The sequence below is a fragment of the Streptomyces sp. NPDC046977 genome, assembly GCF_040644455.1.
Taxonomy (GTDB): Bacteria; Actinomycetota; Actinomycetes; order Streptomycetales; family Streptomycetaceae; genus Actinacidiphila.
The window spans coordinates 12870-27598 of sequence record NZ_JBEYWO010000039.1 but is presented as its reverse complement, the minus strand read 5'-3'; the positions used below and the strand labels follow the sequence as shown (position 1 = coordinate 27598).

Here is a 14729-nt window from a genome sequence, read left to right as displayed (position 1 = left end):
CCTCATCACGGCCCCACCCCGTTCCACTGCCAGGAGAGTCACCCCATGACGTCCACGGTGCCCACCGCGGTCCACGACGAGCAGCACCCCGAGGTGCCCTCGGTCCCGCCCATCACCATGTTCGGCCCCGACTTCCCCTTCGCGTACGACGACTTCCTGGCGGACCCGGCCGGCCTCGGCTCCATACCCGCGACCGCCCACGGCACCGAGGTCGCGGTGATCGGCGGCGGCCTGTCCGGCATCGTGGCGGCGTACGAGCTGATGAAGATGGGCCTGAGGCCCGTCGTCTACGAGGCGGACCGGATCGGCGGCCGGCTGCGCACGGTCGGCTTCGAGGGCTGCGACGAGAGCCTGACCGCGGAGATGGGCGCGATGCGCTTCCCGCCGTCCTCCACGGCGCTCCAGCACTACATCGACCTGGTCGGCCTGGAGACCCAGCCGTTCCCCAACCCGCTGGCGCCCGCGACCCCGTCGACCGTTGTCGACCTCAAGGGCGAGTCCCACTACGCCGAGACGATCGACGACCTGCCGCAGGTCTACCGCGACGTCGCGCACGCCTGGAACGCCTGCCTGGAGGAGGGCGCGGACTTCACCGACATGAACCGCGCCATGCGCGAGCGCGACGTCCCGCGCATCCGCGAGATCTGGTCGAAGCTGGTCGAGAAGCTCGACAACCAGACCTTCTACGGCTTCCTCTGCGACTCCGAGGCCTTCAAGTCCTTCCGGCACCGCGAGATCTTCGGCCAGGTCGGCTTCGGCACCGGCGGCTGGGACACCGACTTCCCCAACTCCATCCTGGAGATCCTGCGGGTCGTCTACACCGAGGCCGACGACCACCACCGCGGCATCGTCGGCGGCAGCCAGCAGCTCCCGGTACGGCTGTGGGAGCGCGAGCCCGAAAAGATCGTGCACTGGCCGTACGGCACGTCGCTGAAGTCGCTGCACGGCGGCGCCCCGCGCCCGGCCGTCACCCGCCTGCACCGCACCGCGGGCAACCGCATCACGGTCACCGACGCCGACGGCGCCATCCGCACCTACCAGGCGGCGGTCTTCACCGCGCAGAGCTGGATGCTGCTCAGCAAGATCGACTGCGACGACTCGCTCTTCCCGATCGACCACTGGACGGCGATCGAGCGCACGCACTACATGGAGTCCAGCAAGCTCTTCGTCCCCGTCGACCGGCCGTTCTGGCTCGACAAGGACGAGGACACCGGCCGGGACGTGATGAGCATGACGCTCACCGACCGGATGACCCGCGGCACCTATCTGCTGGACAACGGCCCCGACCAGCCGGCCGTGATCTGCCTGTCGTACACCTGGTGCGACGACAGCCTCAAGTGGCTGCCGCTGAGCGCCGCCGAGCGCATGGAGGTCATGCTCAAGTCGCTCCGCGAGATCTACCCCAAGGTCGACATCCGCCGGCACGTCATCGGCAACCCGGTGACCGTCTCCTGGGAGAACGAGCCCTACTTCATGGGCGCGTTCAAGGCCAACCTGCCCGGCCACTACCGCTACCAGCGCCGCCTGTTCACGCACTTCATGCAGGACACCCTGCCCGAGGACAAGCGCGGCATCTTCCTCGCCGGCGACGACATCTCCTGGACGGCCGGCTGGGCCGAGGGCGCCGTGCAGACCGCGCTCAACGCGGTGTGGGGCGTCATGCACCAGCTCGGCGGCGCCACCGACGAGACCAACCCGGGCCCCGGCGACCGCTACGACGAGATCGCACCGGTCGCGCTCGACGAGGACTGATCCGCCACCGCTCAGCGCCCCAGCGGGGTCAGCAGGAAGCGGCCGACCAGCCCGGCACCCGCGTCGAGCTTCTCGGTGAACTCCTCGTACACCTCCGGCAGTCCGCGCAGCGACCACAGCACGCGGGACGCGGCCCACGCCGCGTCCCGCGCGCGTTCCAGGCTCCACGAACCGGCCAGATGGGTCAGCGGATCGGCCAGGTCCAGCAGGTCGGGGCCCGGCATCAGCTCCTCGCGCACCCGCTCCTCGACCGCCGTCAGCAGCTCCCCGACCCGGTCGAAATCCGCCTCCAGTGACGCGGGCTCGCACGCCAGCGCCACACAGGTGTCCACCACCGACAGTGCGAGATCGTGCCCCACATGGGCGTTGATGCCCGCGAGCGCGAACTGCACCGGGCGCACGCCCGGGTGCCCGCGCAGCAGGAGCAACGGCCGCCAGCAGGCCGGTACCGCACGCCCGTCCAGGCCGCCCTCGACCGCCCTCAGGTACCGGCCGGCGAAACGGCCGCCCAGCTCGGCGGCGGCCGGCGGGTCGCCGAACGCGCCCGCGGCCAGCCGCCGTACCAGCTCCTCGGTGACCGACAGATAGACGCGGTTGAACACCGCCACGCCGTCACCCGGCGGCAGCGACGCGCCCAGCGCCCGCATCCGCGCCACCACCTGCTCCACGCCCGCGGGCGCGGCCCGCCGTGCCGTCGTCATGGGCCCAGCGTCGCAGCAGGTCGCGCGGCCCACGGGGAGCGGCGGCCGCGGCGTCCCCGGATCGGGTGAGTCAGAGCACGCCCGCGTCGCGCGCCGCCCACACCGACGGATACTGCGGGCGGAACCCCAGTTCGTCGCGGGCCCGCACCGTCGACACCACCCCGGCCCACGGGTCGGGCAGCGCCCGCTCCGCCATGCCGGCCGGTGCCTGCGCACCACTGAGCCAGTGCAGCTCCACCGCCGTCACGGGGGCGTCGTCGGCGAAGTTGTACACCCGGCCGCCGATGCCCGGTGTGCGCAGCAGCCGCAGGAAACCCTGCGCCGCGTCGGCGTGGTGCACCATGTGCAGCCGCTGGTGCGCGGCCCAGCCGCCCGCCCACCGCAGCGACTCCGCCAGATGCGGGTCGCCGTCGCCGTACACGAACGCCAGGCGCCCGACGCGCACGTCCAGGCCCACCGCGCGGTGCAGGTCCAGCAGGCCCCGCTCGGCCTCCGCCTTCGACTCCGGGTACGGGCCCCACAACGGGCCGCCCGGCAGCGGCTCGTCGTCCTCACACGCCGGGCGGCCCCGGCCCGGTCCGTACACCAGGTTCGTGCTTGCCTGCACGAAGCGCACCGCCCCGGCCGCGGCCGCCAGCCGGGCCAGCGCCAAGGTCGCCTCCCGGTTGACAGCCCACGCCCCGTCCCCGGCGTCGCCGCGGAACACTGCGGCGAGGTTCAGCACGGCGTCCGCCCCCGCGAGCGCCTTCCGCACGTCCTCCTCGTTCCGCAGATCGCCCGTCACCACCTGCGCTCCCCGCCGTGCGAACGGCGCGCCGCGCTCCGCGTCCCGCACCAGCACCCGCACCTCGTCCCCCGGGCGCCGCCACTGCAGCAGCCGCGGCACCAGGCGGCTGCCCACCCGTCCCGTGGCGCCCGTCACCAATGTCAGCATCGATGTCTCCTCTCGCGACGGGCCCAGCCTCCAGCGGCCCGGCGCGGCAGGGGAGAGACCTCCTGATCCCGGGACCGGCAGGCCCTGGATACGGCCGCGCCCCGGGACGATCCTGGAACCGTGGACCCGCACCCCGACCCCAGCCCCGTCCTCGACCGCGCAGGACTCGCCGACTTCCTGCGCCGCCGCCGCGCCCGCCTGACCCCCTCCGACGTGGGCCTGTCGGCCGGCGCACGGCGGCGCACGCCGGGACTGCGCCGCGAGGAGGTCGCCCAACTGGCCGGCATGTCCGCCGACTACTACACGCGGCTGGAACAGGCCCGTGGCCCCCGGCCGTCCCGGCAGATCCTCGGCGCCCTCGCCCGGGCCCTGCGGCTGACCGACGACGAACGCGACCACCTCTTCCACCTCGGCGGCGAGGAACCGCCCCGCGACGCACACCGCTCCACCCACGTACGGCCAGGGCTCCTGCTCGTCCTGGACCGCCTCGACGACACGCCTGCGCAAGTCGTCGGCGACCTCGGCGACGTGCTCGCCCAGAACGCCATGGCCGCCGCCCTCGTCGGCGACGCCTCGGCCCGGCCACCGGCCCAGCGCAACCTCGTCCGCCGCTGGTTCACCGACCCCGCGGCACGCGAACTCTTCCCGCCCGAGGACCACCACGACCTCGGACGCGCCCACGTCGCGCATCTGCGGGCCGTCCTCGCCGCCCGCCCCCACGATGCGGCCGCGGCCGCCCTCGTCGCGGAACTGCGGGCCGCGAGCACGGAGTTCGCCGCCCTGTGGGCCACCCACGAGGTCGCGGTCCGGCGCTTCGCGACGAAGCGGTTCCGGCACCCGGTCGTGGGGACGCTCGAACTCGACTGCGAGGTGCTGGTCAGTGCGGAAGGGGGGCAGCGGCTTATTCTGCACAGTGCGGGGGTGGGGACGGAGGCGTACGAGCGGTTGCGGTTGCTGAAGGTTGTGGGGCTGCAGGACCTGGCGGTCGGCTGAGCTGTCTGCGTGAGGGTTTCTGCCTTGGTTTTTTCCCCGCCCTCCCTCCCGTGTGCCCGGCGCGGTAAGTGCGGGCCCCGCGCTGCGTGCGTCGTGGGGGTCGGCGCCGCTCCGGAGTCCGTCCTCGGGGCTCGCGGTTTACCCCTACATCGTTCGGCATCGACCATGCGGTCTCCGCTCGTCCCCTGCGGGCGGCCCCCGGCGCACCCCCTCCCGGGGTCGTTGGGGCGACTTACGGCCGGTGGGGTGTCTGTTGGCGGTGACGGCTGCGCACGTGGACAGCGCGGCGCCTACGGGTGCCCGAGCACGGTGCCGCTTCAGACCACCCACCGGCGATCAGGCGCATGGTGAAACGGAGGGGGCGGGGTCGGAGGGGTGGTGTTCTGGACTGTGGAGCATATTTGGGTGCACAACCCGGAGTGATCAAGGCGGGTACCTGAGGCACCTAAATGTGCTGTCCAGAATGGCAGCCCCGGAGGCCCCGAACCCGGCCCCCCAACAACTGGCGTCGGGGTGCGTGACTTCACAGGGCACACGGGAGGGCGGGCGGGAAAAAGACCTTACGGGGAAGCCCAGTCCGTGCGGAGGAGGGCGTACTCGACCTCCCCGTGTTCCGCGCCCGCCAAGGGCTCCTCCCACTGTTCGTGAAAGACCCGCACAAAGGACAGCCCCGCGTTCTCCATCACGCGCCGCGACCGCGCGTTGACGAACATCGTCTCCGCGTACACGCGCCGCGCCCCCAGGTCCGTGAAGGCCTTGGCCACCAGCGCGCGGGCGCCCTCCGTGGCGTAGCCGCGGCCCCAGGCGGCGCGCCGCAGCCGGTAGCCGAGTTCGAGGTCGTCGGCGGGGCCGGCGTCCCGCGGGGTGAGGGCGAACCAGCCGATGAACTGCCCGGTGGTCCGCTCCTCGGCGGCCCACACCTGGGAGCGGGCGAAGCGCGGGAGGACGTCGTGGCGGATGACGTCGGCGGGGGTGGGGCTGCCGAGGTAGCGCATGACCTCGGGGTCGCTGTCGAGCCCGATCAGATGGTCGGCGTCGGTGTCGCTGTCGGTGAAGTGCCGCAGGCGTAGCCGCTCGGTCTCCAGGAAGGTCCGCATGCCGTGCAGGCTAGGCATGGGGCGTGGCCACGGCGACGGGTTTGTCGGCGGGTTCGCCCGCCGACGTGCCGGCGGCGCGCAGGACGCCCGCGCCGAGGGTGAGCCCGGCGGCCAGCAGGGTGACCAGGCCGAAGGAGGCCTGGAGGGAGCTGGCCTGCGCGATGGAGCCGATGGCGGCGGGCGCGACGAGCCCGGAGGTGTAGGTGACGGTGGCGACGCCCGCGATGGCCTGGCTCGGGTTGGGCCCGCTGCGGCCGGCCGCGGCGAAGCACAGCGGTACGACGACGGCTATGCCGACGCCGAGGAGGGCGAAGCCCGCGATGGCCGCGATCTGGTTGGCGGCGGTGGCCACGAGGACGCCGCCCGCGGTGGCGAGGACGCCGCCGACGCGGACCGTGCGGACCGGGCCGAAGCGGCGTACGACGATGTCGCCGAGGAGGCGGGAGACGGCCATGGTGCAGGCGAAGGCGGTGTAGGAGGCGGCGGCGACAGCGGGGGAGGCGGCGGCGATGTCGCGGAGGTAGACCGCGCTCCAGTCCATGCTGGCGCCCTCCGCGAAGACGGCGCAGAAGCCGATCGCGCCGATGACCAGGGCGGAGCGCGGCGGCAGCGCGAAGCGGGCGGGGGCCTCCTCGTGCTGGGCGGGCCGCAGGTCCAGGACGCCGCCGCAGACCAGCAGCCCGGTCGCGACGAGTACGGCGGCGACGGTCGCGAGGTGGACGCGCGCGTCGAGTCCGGCGTGGGCGGCGACGACGCCGACGAGGGAGCCGATCAGCGCGCCGGCGCTCCACATGCCGTGCAGCCCGGACATGATCGACCGGCCGAGGCGTTCCTCGACCTCGACGCCCTGGGCGTTCATGACGACGTCGGCCATGCCAGCCGAGGCGCCGTAGACCAGCATCGCCCCGCACAGCCAGGGCAGTCCGGGGGAGAGCGCGGGCAGCGCCAGTGAGGCGCACCACAGGCCGATCAGGACGCGCAGCGCGGCGCGCATGCCGAGCACGTGGGCGATGCGCGCGGCGAGCGGCATGGCGGCGGAGGCGCCGAGGGCGGCGAAGACGAGGGCGAAGCCGAGCTGTCCGGCGCTGAGGCCCGCGTGCTCCTGGATCCAGGGGATCCGGGTGGCGAAGCTGCCGCTGACGGAGCCGTGTACGGCGAAGATCGCGGCGACGGCCAGATGGGCCCGTCGCAGCCGCGGCTCGGTCTTCCTCGTCGTGGTCGTCGCCATGGTGATCCCTCCCAGTGTCCCGCCCCGTGGTCCGCTTCTGTAAATTAACAGGCAGGCTTCCTGAAAGATAGCCGGAATGCAGCCGTTCCCGGCCCACGGGCCGGGGCTTCTGGAAGGATCCCCGTCATGAGTGCCCTCCGCCCGCTCGTCGGCCGTACCGCGTCCCCCCGTACGGCCCGTGCGATCAACGACCGGCTGGCGCTCGAACTGCTGCAGAGCCAGGGGCCGTTGACCGCGTCGCAGATCAAGGAGCTGACGGGGCTGTCCCGTCCGAGCGTCGCCGACCTCGTCGAGCGGCTGCAGGAGGCGGGTCTGGTGACGGTCGTCGGCGAGACGGGCGCCGACCGGCGGGGTCCCAACGCGCGGTTGTACGGCATCGTCGCCGACCGCGCCCATCTGGCCGCGTTCGACGTGCGCACGCACAGCGTCGCCATCGAGGTCGCCGACCTGCTGGGCGTCACGATCGGCAGCGCCGTGCTGCCCGTCGACCCGCTCGGCGACCCCCGGCGGACGGTCACCCGCTCGGTCGCCCTGCTGGAGCGCACCGCGCGGCGCGCGGGCGCCACGGCGCTGCACACGATCGCGGTCGGCGCGCCCGGCCTGGTCGACCCGGCCACCGGTGAGCTGCGCGCCACCGGTCAGCTGCCGGCCTGGCACTCCGCCCTGGTGGCCGAATTGCGCCGGCGGATCGACGCGCCGGTGCTGCTGGAGAACGAGGTCAACCTCGCCGCCGTCGCCGAGCAGCGGCTCGGTTCGGTCCGCGACCGCGAGACGTTCGTGCTGCTGTGGCTCGGCCATGGTGTCGGCGCCGCGGTGGTGCTGGGCGGTGTGCTGCGCCGCGGTGCCTCCGGCGGTACGGGGGAGATCGGCTTCCTGCCGGTTCCCGGGACGTTCGAGCTGCCCACGGCGAGCGGGTGCGGGGGCGGCTTCCACTCGCTGGCGGGCAGCGCGGCCGTGTGCGCGCTGGCCCGCGCGCACGGGCTGCCGGTGCCGGGGGACGAGGACGACGCGCCCGCCGCGGAGGCGGTGGTCGCGGGGGCGCGGACGGGCGGCAAGCGGGGCGAGCTGTTCCTGGACGCGCTGGCGGACCGGGTGGCCATAGGCGTGGCGGCGGTCTGCGCGGTGCTCGACCCGGGCTGCGTCGTCCTGGGCGGCGAGGTCGGCCGGGCCGGGGCCGGGGACCTGGCCGCCCGGGTCGCCGAGCGGCTCGCGCGCATGTCCCCGCTGCCCACGGAGGTGCGGGCGGGGACGGTCACGGGCAGTGCCGTGCTCCGCGGCGCCCTGCTGTCGGCGCGGGACGCCGCGCAGGACGCGCTGTTCAGCCCGGACGTGTGACGTCCGGCCCGACGGCGGGGGAGACGCCCTTCCGCCGCCGGGCGTGTGTGGGGGGAGGTGTCGGCGGTCCGCGGGAGCCCGCGGTCGGGGCGGAGTCGGCGTCTGCGGTCGGGTCCGTCCTGGTGCCGGGCCGTGGTGGCACGGGTGCGTGGGGCACCTCGGGCCTCCGAAGGGGGCTGCCCGGCAAGGGCGTTGGCGGCAGACTAAGAGGACTAGACCAGTGGCGTCAATGGGTGGGCGCCATTGGCGTGTGAGAGACCCCACAGCAGGCCATTGCATATGCATCGATCGTCCGTGGCAGACTGAGTGCAGTACCAGTGACGTTCAGCGCACTCCGGGGTCGGTGAAACTCCGAACCGGCGGTTACAGTCCGCGACCCGTCCGCATCCAGCGGCCGGTTGACCAGGTGAGATTCCTGGACCGACGGTTAAAGTCCGGATGGGAGGCAGTGCGCGGCGGGCAGGAACCGGTACGCCGTCGGCGGCAGCGCGAGTGCGTGTCCCCGGATACGACGACACGGACCTGCGCGGCCACCCCTCCGACCCGGCGTCTCCCGGATCCGTATCCCCGTTCCGTTTCCCGCGCAGCCCCGGAGTCCGTGCCCGAAGAGGCAGGAGGACCCGGTGGCCACACCAGGTGAAGCCGACGCGATGCGCCGGGCCATAGAGCTCGCCGCCCGCGGTCTGGGCTCCACCAGCCCCAACCCCGTCGTCGGCGCCGTGATCCTCGACGCCCGCGGACAGGTGGTGGGAGAGGGCTGGCACCAGCAGGCCGGAGGCCCGCACGCGGAGGTCCACGCGCTCCGCGCCGCCGGGGACGCCGCCCGCGGCGGCACCGCCGTCGTCACCCTGGAACCGTGCAACCACACCGGCCGCACCGGCCCCTGCGCGCAGGCGCTGATCGCCGCCGGGGTCTCCCGTGTCGTCTACGCCGTCGGCGATCCCACCCCCGCGGCCACCGGCGGCGGGGCCACCCTGACCGCCGCCGGGGTCGATGTGGAGAGCGGCCTGCTGGCCGCCGAGGCCGCCCGCGGCAACGAGGTCTGGCTCACCGCCACCCGTGAACGGCGCCCCTTCGTGGTGTGGAAGTACGCGAGCACCCTCGACGGCCGGATCGCGGCCGCCGACGGCACCAGCCGCTGGATCAGCTCCGCGGCCTCCCGCGCGGACGTCCACCGGCTGCGCGCCGAGTCCGACGCCGTCGTCGTCGGTTCCGGCACCTTGCGCGCCGACGACCCCCATCTGGCCGTACGCGGTCTCACGGGCTCCTTCACCCAGCCGCTGCGCGTCGTGGTCGACACCAACGCCAAGATCCGGCCCGGCGCCCGCGTCCTGGACGACGCCGCCCCCACCCTGATCGCCGTCGCCGAGGACGCCGACACCGAGCACCTGCCCGGCGTCGACATCGCGCGGCTCCCGCGCACCGGCAACGGCGTCGCCGTGCACGCGCTGCTCGGTGAGCTCCACGGCCGCGGCGTCCGTTCCGTACTCCTCGAGGGCGGGCCCACGATGGCCGGCGCGTTCCTCGCCGCGGGGGCCGTCGACAAGGTCGTCGCCTACCTCGCCCCCGTCCTGCTCGGCGCCGGAGCGGCCGCTCTCGGCGACGCGGGAATCACGACCATCTCGCAGGCGTTGCGGCTCGACGTCGCCGCGACCGAACACATCGGCCCCGACCTGCGTATTACCGCATACCCGAGCCGAATTGAGGAGAACTGAGTGTTCACCGGAATCGTCGAAGAGCTGGGCGACGTCGTCGCCGTCGAGGACCTGGGCGACGCCTCCCGTTTCCGTCTGCGCGGCCCGCTCGTCACCGAAGGCGCCAAGCACGGCGACTCGATCGCGGTCAACGGCGTGTGCCTCACCGTCGTCGAGACCGGCGAGGGCGAGTTCACCGCGGACGTGATGGCCGAGACGCTCAAGCGGTCCAGCCTCGGCGCGCTGCGCCCCGGCGGCAAGGTCAACCTGGAGCGTCCCATGGCCCTCGGCGGCCGCCTCGGCGGCCACCTCGTCCAGGGCCACGTGGACGGCACCGGCGCGATCGTGGAGCGCGTGCCCGCGGAGCACTGGGAGATCGTCCGGATCTCGCTGCCGCAGGAACTGTCCCGCTACGTGGTCGAGAAGGGCTCCATCACCGTCGACGGCATCAGCCTGACCGTCGTCGAGGCCGGCCCCGACTCCTTCACCGTCAGCCTGATCCCCACCACCCTCGGCCTGACCACGCTGGGCTTCAAGCAGTCCGGCGACCCGGTGAACCTCGAGGTCGACGTCATCGCCAAGTACGTCGAGCGGCTGTACGGGGACCGTGCCACGACACCGAGGGCGGCGGAGCGGTGAGTGCCCTCGACGCCCTGAACGGGTCCGCCTTCTCCGCGTTCGGCCAGGACTTCCTGTGGACCGACGTGGTGGGCAACAGCCTCGGCCTGGCCGGGCTCGCGTTCGGCTGGCGGCGGTCGGTGTGGGCCTGGCCCGTCCAACTGCTGTCCGGCGTCGTCCTGGTGGCGGCCAACTGGTCCGCGCACCTCACCGGTGGCGTCGGCAAGCAGCTGCTGGTGATCGGTGTCGCCGTGTGGGGCTGGGTCCAGTGGCGCCGCGGCGCCCGCGGTTCCGGAGGGATCGCGATCCGATTCGCCACGTGGCGGGAGCGGGGCCTGCTCGCCGGCGGAACCGTCGCCGGCCTCCTCGCGGTCGTGGGGCTGTTCACCCTCTACCCGTCGCTGTCCTGGAACCCCTGGCCCGACGCGTACATCTTCGTCGGCACCGTCGCCGCGATGGTCGCCATGGCCCGCGGCTGGGTGGAGTTCTGGTTCGCCTGGCTCGCGGTCGACGTCGTCGGCGTCCCGCTGGCCTGGAACAGCGGCCTGAAGTTCTCCGCCTTCGTCTACGTCCTCTACTTCGTCCTGGTGATCGCCGGCATGCACGCCTGGTGGCAGCAGACCCGCGTCCCGCGCCCCAAGGCGCCCGCCCTGGAAGGAGCGGCAGCAGCATGAGCACCGCACTGCACAGCCTGTACGAGGTGAAGGACGAGCCGATCGTCCTGGACTCCGTCGAGCGCGCCATCGCCGACATCGCGGCAGGCCGCCCGGTCGTCGTCGTCGACGACGAGGACCGCGAGAACGAGGGCGACCTCGTCATCGCGGCCGAGAAGGCCACGCCCGAGATCGTCGCCTTCATGATGTCCGAGTGCCGCGGACTGATCTGCGTGCCGATGGAGGAGGCCGACCTGGACCGGCTGGAGCTGCCGCAGATGGTGGCATCCAACACCGAGTCCATGAAGACCGCCTTCACCGTGTCCGTCGACGCGAGCGCGGCCCACGGCGTCACCACCGGCATCTCGGCCGCCGACCGGGCGACCACCATCCGGCTGCTCGCCACCGGCGGCACCGAGCCCGGCGACTTCGTCCGGCCCGGCCACGTCTTCCCGCTGCGCGCCCGGGCCGGCGGTGTGCTCACCCGCAACGGCCACACCGAGGCCGGTGTGGACCTGGCCCGGCTGGCCGGTCTGCGCCCCGCCGCCGCGATCGTGGAGATCGCCAACGAGGACGGCACCATGGCCCGTCTTCCCGACCTGATGACCTTCGCCCGCAAGCACGGTCTTGCCATCATCTCGATCGAGGACCTCATCGACCACCGCCGCTCCGCCGAGCCCACCGTCCGCCGCGAGGCGGAGACCCGTCTGCCCACCGCCTACGGCGACTTCCGGGCCTACGGGTACCGCGACGCCGCCGACGGCATCGAGCACATCGCGCTCGTGGCGGGCGAGATCGGCGACGGGGAGGACGTGCTGGCCCGCGTCCACTCCGAGTGCCTGACCGGCGACGTGTTCGGCTCCCAGCGGTGTGACTGCGGCCCGCAGCTGCAGGCCTCGCTCGAACGAGTGGCGTCCGAGGGGCGCGGCGTCGTGGTCTACCTCCGCGGTCACGAGGGCCGGGGGATCGGGCTGCTGTCCAAGCTGCGCGCGTACGAACTCCAGGAGCGCGGCCGCGACACCCTCGACGCCAACCTGGAGCTCGGCCTGCCCGCCGACGCCCGCGACTACGGCGCCGCGGCCCAGATGCTCGCCGACCTCGGCGTGGTCTCCCTGCGTCTGATGACCAACAACCCCGACAAGACCGACGCGCTGACGCGCCACGGCCTGAAGGTCACTGAACGGGTGGCCATGCCCATCGCCGCCGGCGAGCACAACCTGCGGTACCTGCGCACCAAGCGGGACCGCATGGGCCACGACCTGCCGTGGCTCGACCCGGCCCCGAACGCCGCCTACCACAACCAGTAGGCCGGTCCCGGTCCGGTGGCCCGGACTGCTCAGACCACCCGGACCACCAGTACCAACAGCACATCGACAGCATCGAGCAAGGAGAAGACGCACGTGAGCGGTAAGGGCGCCCCCGAACTGTCCGTGAAGAACTGCGGCGACCTGCGTGTGGCCGTCATCGCGGCCCAGTGGCACGAGCAGGTGATGGACGGGCTGGTCGACGGCGCCGTGCGCGCGCTCGGTGACCTGGGCATCGACGAGCCCACCCTGATCCGGGTGCCCGGCAGTTTCGAACTGCCGGTCGCCGCCAAGGCGATGGCCGACCGCGGCTACGACGCGATCGTCGCGCTCGGCGTCGTGATCCGCGGCGGCACGCCGCACTTTGAGTACGTCTGCCAGGGCGTCACCCAGGGTCTGACCCAGGTCTCGGTGGACACCGGCGTGCCCGTCGGCTTCGGCGTGCTGACGTGCGACACCGAGGAACAGGCGCTGGACCGGGCCGGACTGCCCGGCTCCAACGAGGACAAGGGGCACGAGGCGGTCACTGCCGCGGTCGCCACCGCGACGATCCTGCGTTCGGTGTCCGAGCCGTGGCGGTGAGGTAGGGCAGTTCCGCGTAGGGTGGGACCACCATGGCCAAGAAGACATTCGAGGAGCTCTTCACGGAGCTCCAGCAGAAGGCCGCCACTGGCGACCCCAGCACGTCCCGCACCGCCGAACTGGTCGGCAAGGGCGTGCATGCGATCGGCAAGAAGGTGGTCGAGGAGGCCGCAGAGGTGTGGATGGCCGCCGAGTACGAGGGCGCCGACCGCACCGCGGAGGAGATCTCCCAGCTGCTGTACCACCTGCAGGTGATGATGGTCGCCCGGGGCATCGCCCTGGACGACGTATACGCTCATCTGTGAGCAGCGCCACCCTGCGCGTCACCTTCCCGACCTCACCGTCCTTCTCGTCCTTCCGGTCCGTCCGTCCCGCCCTACGCCGAGCTGCAAAGGAACTCGCTCATGCTGCGCATCGCCGTCCCCAACAAGGGTTCACTGTCCGGGCCTGCGTCGGCGATGCTGCATGAGGCCGGCTACCGGCAGCGCAAGGACACCAAGGAACTCGTCCTCGTCGACGGCGAGAACGACGTCGAGTTCTTCTACCTGCGCCCGCGCGACATCGCCGTCTACGTCGGCTCCGGGCGCCTGGACATCGGCATCACGGGCCGCGACCTGCTGCTGGACTCCGCCGCCAACGCCGAGGAGATCCTCCAGCTCGGCTTCGCCCGTTCCACCTTCCGCTACGCCACCGTGCCGGGCACGGTGACGGACGTGAAGGAGTTCGGGGGCCTGACGATCGCGACGTCCTACCCGACGGTCGTTCAGCGGCACCTGGCCGACCACTCGGTCGACGCCTCCGTCGTCCGGCTGGACGGCGCGGTCGAGACCGCGATCCAGCTCGGTGTCGCGCAGGTCATCGCCGACGTCGTGGAGACCGGCACCTCGCTGCGCAATGCCGGCCTGGAGGTCGTCGGCGAGCCGATCCTGGACTCCGAGGCCGTCGTCATCCGCCGCACCGGCGAGGCCGACACGACGGTGGAGCCGAAGGTGCAGCAGTTCCTGCGCCGCCTCCAGGGCGTCCTGGTGGCCCGGCGCTACGTGATGATGGACTACGACATCCGGGTCGAGCACGTCGAGCGGGCCATCGCCCTGACGCCCGGCCTGGAGTCGCCCACCGTCTCCCCGCTGCACCACGAGGGCTGGGTCGCCGTGCGCGCCATGGTCCCCAGCAAGGACGCCCAGCGGATCATGGACGAGCTCTACGACCTGGGCGCCCGGGCGATCCTGACCACCGGCATCCACGCCTGCCGCCTGTGAACCCCGCCCATCGCGCCCCGGCCGCCGGCCCCGCCGTGTCCGCGGACCTCCCCGAGCTGCCCGTCACCTTCCGGCCCACGCGTACCCGCGCGGTGCTGCTGACCCTGGGCGCCGGGCTGCTCGCGGCCTTCGTCGCGATCGCCGTCCTGCTTCCCTCCGACGGGGCCCGGCCCTGGCACACCTCGGACCGCGCCTGGATGGTCCTGACCGGGGTGATCGTCAGCGGGGTGCTGGTGCTGCTCAGCCGTCCCAAGGTCGTCGCCGACCGCGACGGCGTCACCGTGGTCAATCTCACCACCCGGCGCCGACTGGAATGGGCGCAGGTGATCCGGGTGAATCTGCGGCCCGGCGATCCCTGGGTCTACCTCGATCTGGCCGACGGAACGAGCCTGGCCGCCATGGGTATTCAGCCCGGCATCGGCCGCGCCGGCGCGCTGCGCGACGCGCGGGGGCTGCGCGCGCTGGCCGAGGTCCACGGCTCGGGCGGGACCTCGGCGCAGTAGACCTGCCGCCCCGCCCCGATTCTTCATTACTCTGGAACCCCGCAACGACCCGAGGAGTGACACCCAAGCCACGATG

The 14729-nt window shown here is 72.9% G+C and carries 15 protein-coding genes and 1 riboswitch; of the genes, 11 read left to right on the top strand and 4 right to left on the bottom strand.

The genetic code is table 11. The features are described from left to right. Positions 1 to 45: 45 nt before the first annotated feature. Positions 46 to 1752 (top strand): FAD-dependent oxidoreductase, encoded by a 1707-nt coding sequence (locus tag ABZ883_RS37680; RefSeq protein ID WP_360914826.1) that lies wholly within the window; start codon positions 46 to 48, stop codon positions 1750 to 1752. Positions 1753 to 1763: 11 nt separating this feature from the next. Here the strand turns inward: ABZ883_RS37680 and ABZ883_RS37675 are convergent, their stop codons facing one another. Together ABZ883_RS37675 and ABZ883_RS37670 are read right to left on the bottom strand one after the other, a co-directional pair. Beyond that, on the bottom strand, positions 1764 to 2453 hold the full coding sequence (locus ABZ883_RS37675) for a DUF5995 family protein (RefSeq protein WP_360914823.1): 690 nt from the start codon (positions 2451 to 2453) through the stop codon (positions 1764 to 1766). A gap of 70 nt (positions 2454 to 2523) precedes the next feature. Continuing rightward, positions 2524 to 3387, bottom strand: coding sequence for an NAD(P)-dependent oxidoreductase (locus ABZ883_RS37670; protein WP_360914820.1), 864 nt, complete (start codon positions 3385 to 3387; stop codon positions 2524 to 2526). A gap of 120 nt (positions 3388 to 3507) precedes the next feature. Here ABZ883_RS37670 and ABZ883_RS37665 point away from each other — a divergent pair, with 120 nt between their 5' ends. Continuing rightward, positions 3508 to 4380, top strand: coding sequence for a helix-turn-helix transcriptional regulator (locus ABZ883_RS37665; RefSeq protein ID WP_360914817.1), 873 nt, complete (start codon positions 3508 to 3510; stop codon positions 4378 to 4380). Between the two features lie 560 nt (positions 4381 to 4940). Here ABZ883_RS37665 and ABZ883_RS37660 read toward each other — a convergent pair. Both ABZ883_RS37660 and ABZ883_RS37655 read right to left on the bottom strand, forming a co-directional pair. Then, positions 4941 to 5477: a GNAT family N-acetyltransferase gene (locus ABZ883_RS37660; RefSeq protein ID WP_360914814.1), complete on the bottom strand. Its 537-nt coding sequence runs from the start codon at positions 5475 to 5477 to the stop codon at positions 4941 to 4943. Positions 5478 to 5487: 10 nt separating this feature from the next. Further along, on the bottom strand, positions 5488 to 6705 hold the full coding sequence (locus ABZ883_RS37655) for an MFS transporter (protein WP_360914811.1): 1218 nt from the start codon (positions 6703 to 6705) through the stop codon (positions 5488 to 5490). 126 nt (positions 6706 to 6831) lie between these two features. On the opposite strand from ABZ883_RS37655, the gene ABZ883_RS37650 reads away from it, so the two are divergent. The 9 genes from ABZ883_RS37650 (at position 6832) to ABZ883_RS37610 (ending at position 14653) form a co-directional block, all read left to right on the top strand. Next, complete coding sequence (locus ABZ883_RS37650; RefSeq protein ID WP_360914808.1) at positions 6832 to 8040, top strand: ROK family protein; 1209 nt, start codon at positions 6832 to 6834, stop codon at positions 8038 to 8040. 325 nt (positions 8041 to 8365) lie between these two features. Continuing rightward, positions 8366 to 8496: riboswitch (FMN riboswitch) on the top strand. A gap of 167 nt (positions 8497 to 8663) precedes the next feature. Further along, positions 8664 to 9755, top strand: a complete 1092-nt coding sequence (gene ribD / locus ABZ883_RS37645; RefSeq protein ID WP_360914805.1) for a bifunctional diaminohydroxyphosphoribosylaminopyrimidine deaminase/5-amino-6-(5-phosphoribosylamino)uracil reductase RibD — start codon at positions 8664 to 8666, stop codon at positions 9753 to 9755. Then, positions 9756 to 10373, top strand: a complete 618-nt coding sequence (locus tag ABZ883_RS37640; RefSeq protein ID WP_360914802.1) for a riboflavin synthase — start codon at positions 9756 to 9758, stop codon at positions 10371 to 10373. Continuing rightward, positions 10370 to 11026, top strand: coding sequence for a nicotinamide mononucleotide transporter family protein (locus tag ABZ883_RS37635; protein ID WP_360914799.1), 657 nt, complete (start codon positions 10370 to 10372; stop codon positions 11024 to 11026). Before ABZ883_RS37640 ends, ABZ883_RS37635 begins: the two co-directional genes overlap by 4 nt. After that, positions 11023 to 12312 (top strand): bifunctional 3,4-dihydroxy-2-butanone-4-phosphate synthase/GTP cyclohydrolase II, encoded by a 1290-nt coding sequence (locus ABZ883_RS37630; RefSeq protein WP_360914796.1) that lies wholly within the window; start codon positions 11023 to 11025, stop codon positions 12310 to 12312. Before ABZ883_RS37635 ends, ABZ883_RS37630 begins: the two co-directional genes overlap by 4 nt. 93 nt (positions 12313 to 12405) lie before the next feature. Further along, positions 12406 to 12891, top strand: a complete 486-nt coding sequence (gene ribH / locus ABZ883_RS37625) for a 6,7-dimethyl-8-ribityllumazine synthase (protein ID WP_360914793.1) — start codon at positions 12406 to 12408, stop codon at positions 12889 to 12891. A 32-nt stretch (positions 12892 to 12923) separates the two neighbouring features. Then, entirely contained in the window at positions 12924 to 13196 is a 273-nt protein-coding gene (locus ABZ883_RS37620) for a phosphoribosyl-ATP diphosphatase (RefSeq protein ID WP_360914790.1), read from the top strand. 99 nt (positions 13197 to 13295) lie between these two features. Next, positions 13296 to 14150 carry an ATP phosphoribosyltransferase gene (hisG, locus tag ABZ883_RS37615; RefSeq protein ID WP_360914786.1) on the top strand — a complete coding sequence of 285 codons (855 nt, stop codon included), beginning with the start codon at positions 13296 to 13298 and terminating at the stop codon, positions 14148 to 14150. Further along, on the top strand, positions 14147 to 14653 hold the full coding sequence (locus ABZ883_RS37610; RefSeq protein ID WP_360914783.1) for a PH domain-containing protein: 507 nt from the start codon (positions 14147 to 14149) through the stop codon (positions 14651 to 14653). The genes hisG and ABZ883_RS37610 overlap by 4 nt, the downstream gene beginning before the upstream one ends. The last annotated feature ends 76 nt before the right edge of the window (positions 14654 to 14729 follow it).

Bases quoted from the DNA above. Each gene is read 5' to 3' on its own strand.
- ABZ883_RS37655 (WP_360914811.1), bottom strand. From the start codon at position 6,705: ATGGCGACGACCACGACGAGGAAGACCGAGCCGCGGCTGCGACGGGCC.
- hisG (WP_360914786.1), top strand. From the start codon at position 13,296: ATGCTGCGCATCGCCGTCCCCAACAAGGGTTCACTGTCCGGGCCTGCG.
- ABZ883_RS37650 (WP_360914808.1), top strand. From the start codon at position 6,832: ATGAGTGCCCTCCGCCCGCTCGTCGGCCGTACCGCGTCCCCCCGTACG.
- ABZ883_RS37675 (WP_360914823.1), bottom strand. From the start codon at position 2,453: ATGACGACGGCACGGCGGGCCGCGCCCGCGGGCGTGGAGCAGGTGGTG.
- ABZ883_RS37620 (WP_360914790.1), top strand. From the start codon at position 12,924: ATGGCCAAGAAGACATTCGAGGAGCTCTTCACGGAGCTCCAGCAGAAG.
- ABZ883_RS37630 (WP_360914796.1), top strand. From the start codon at position 11,023: ATGAGCACCGCACTGCACAGCCTGTACGAGGTGAAGGACGAGCCGATC.
- ABZ883_RS37680 (WP_360914826.1), top strand. From the start codon at position 46: ATGACGTCCACGGTGCCCACCGCGGTCCACGACGAGCAGCACCCCGAG.
- ABZ883_RS37660 (WP_360914814.1), bottom strand. From the start codon at position 5,477: ATGCGGACCTTCCTGGAGACCGAGCGGCTACGCCTGCGGCACTTCACC.
- ABZ883_RS37670 (WP_360914820.1), bottom strand. From the start codon at position 3,387: ATGCTGACATTGGTGACGGGCGCCACGGGACGGGTGGGCAGCCGCCTG.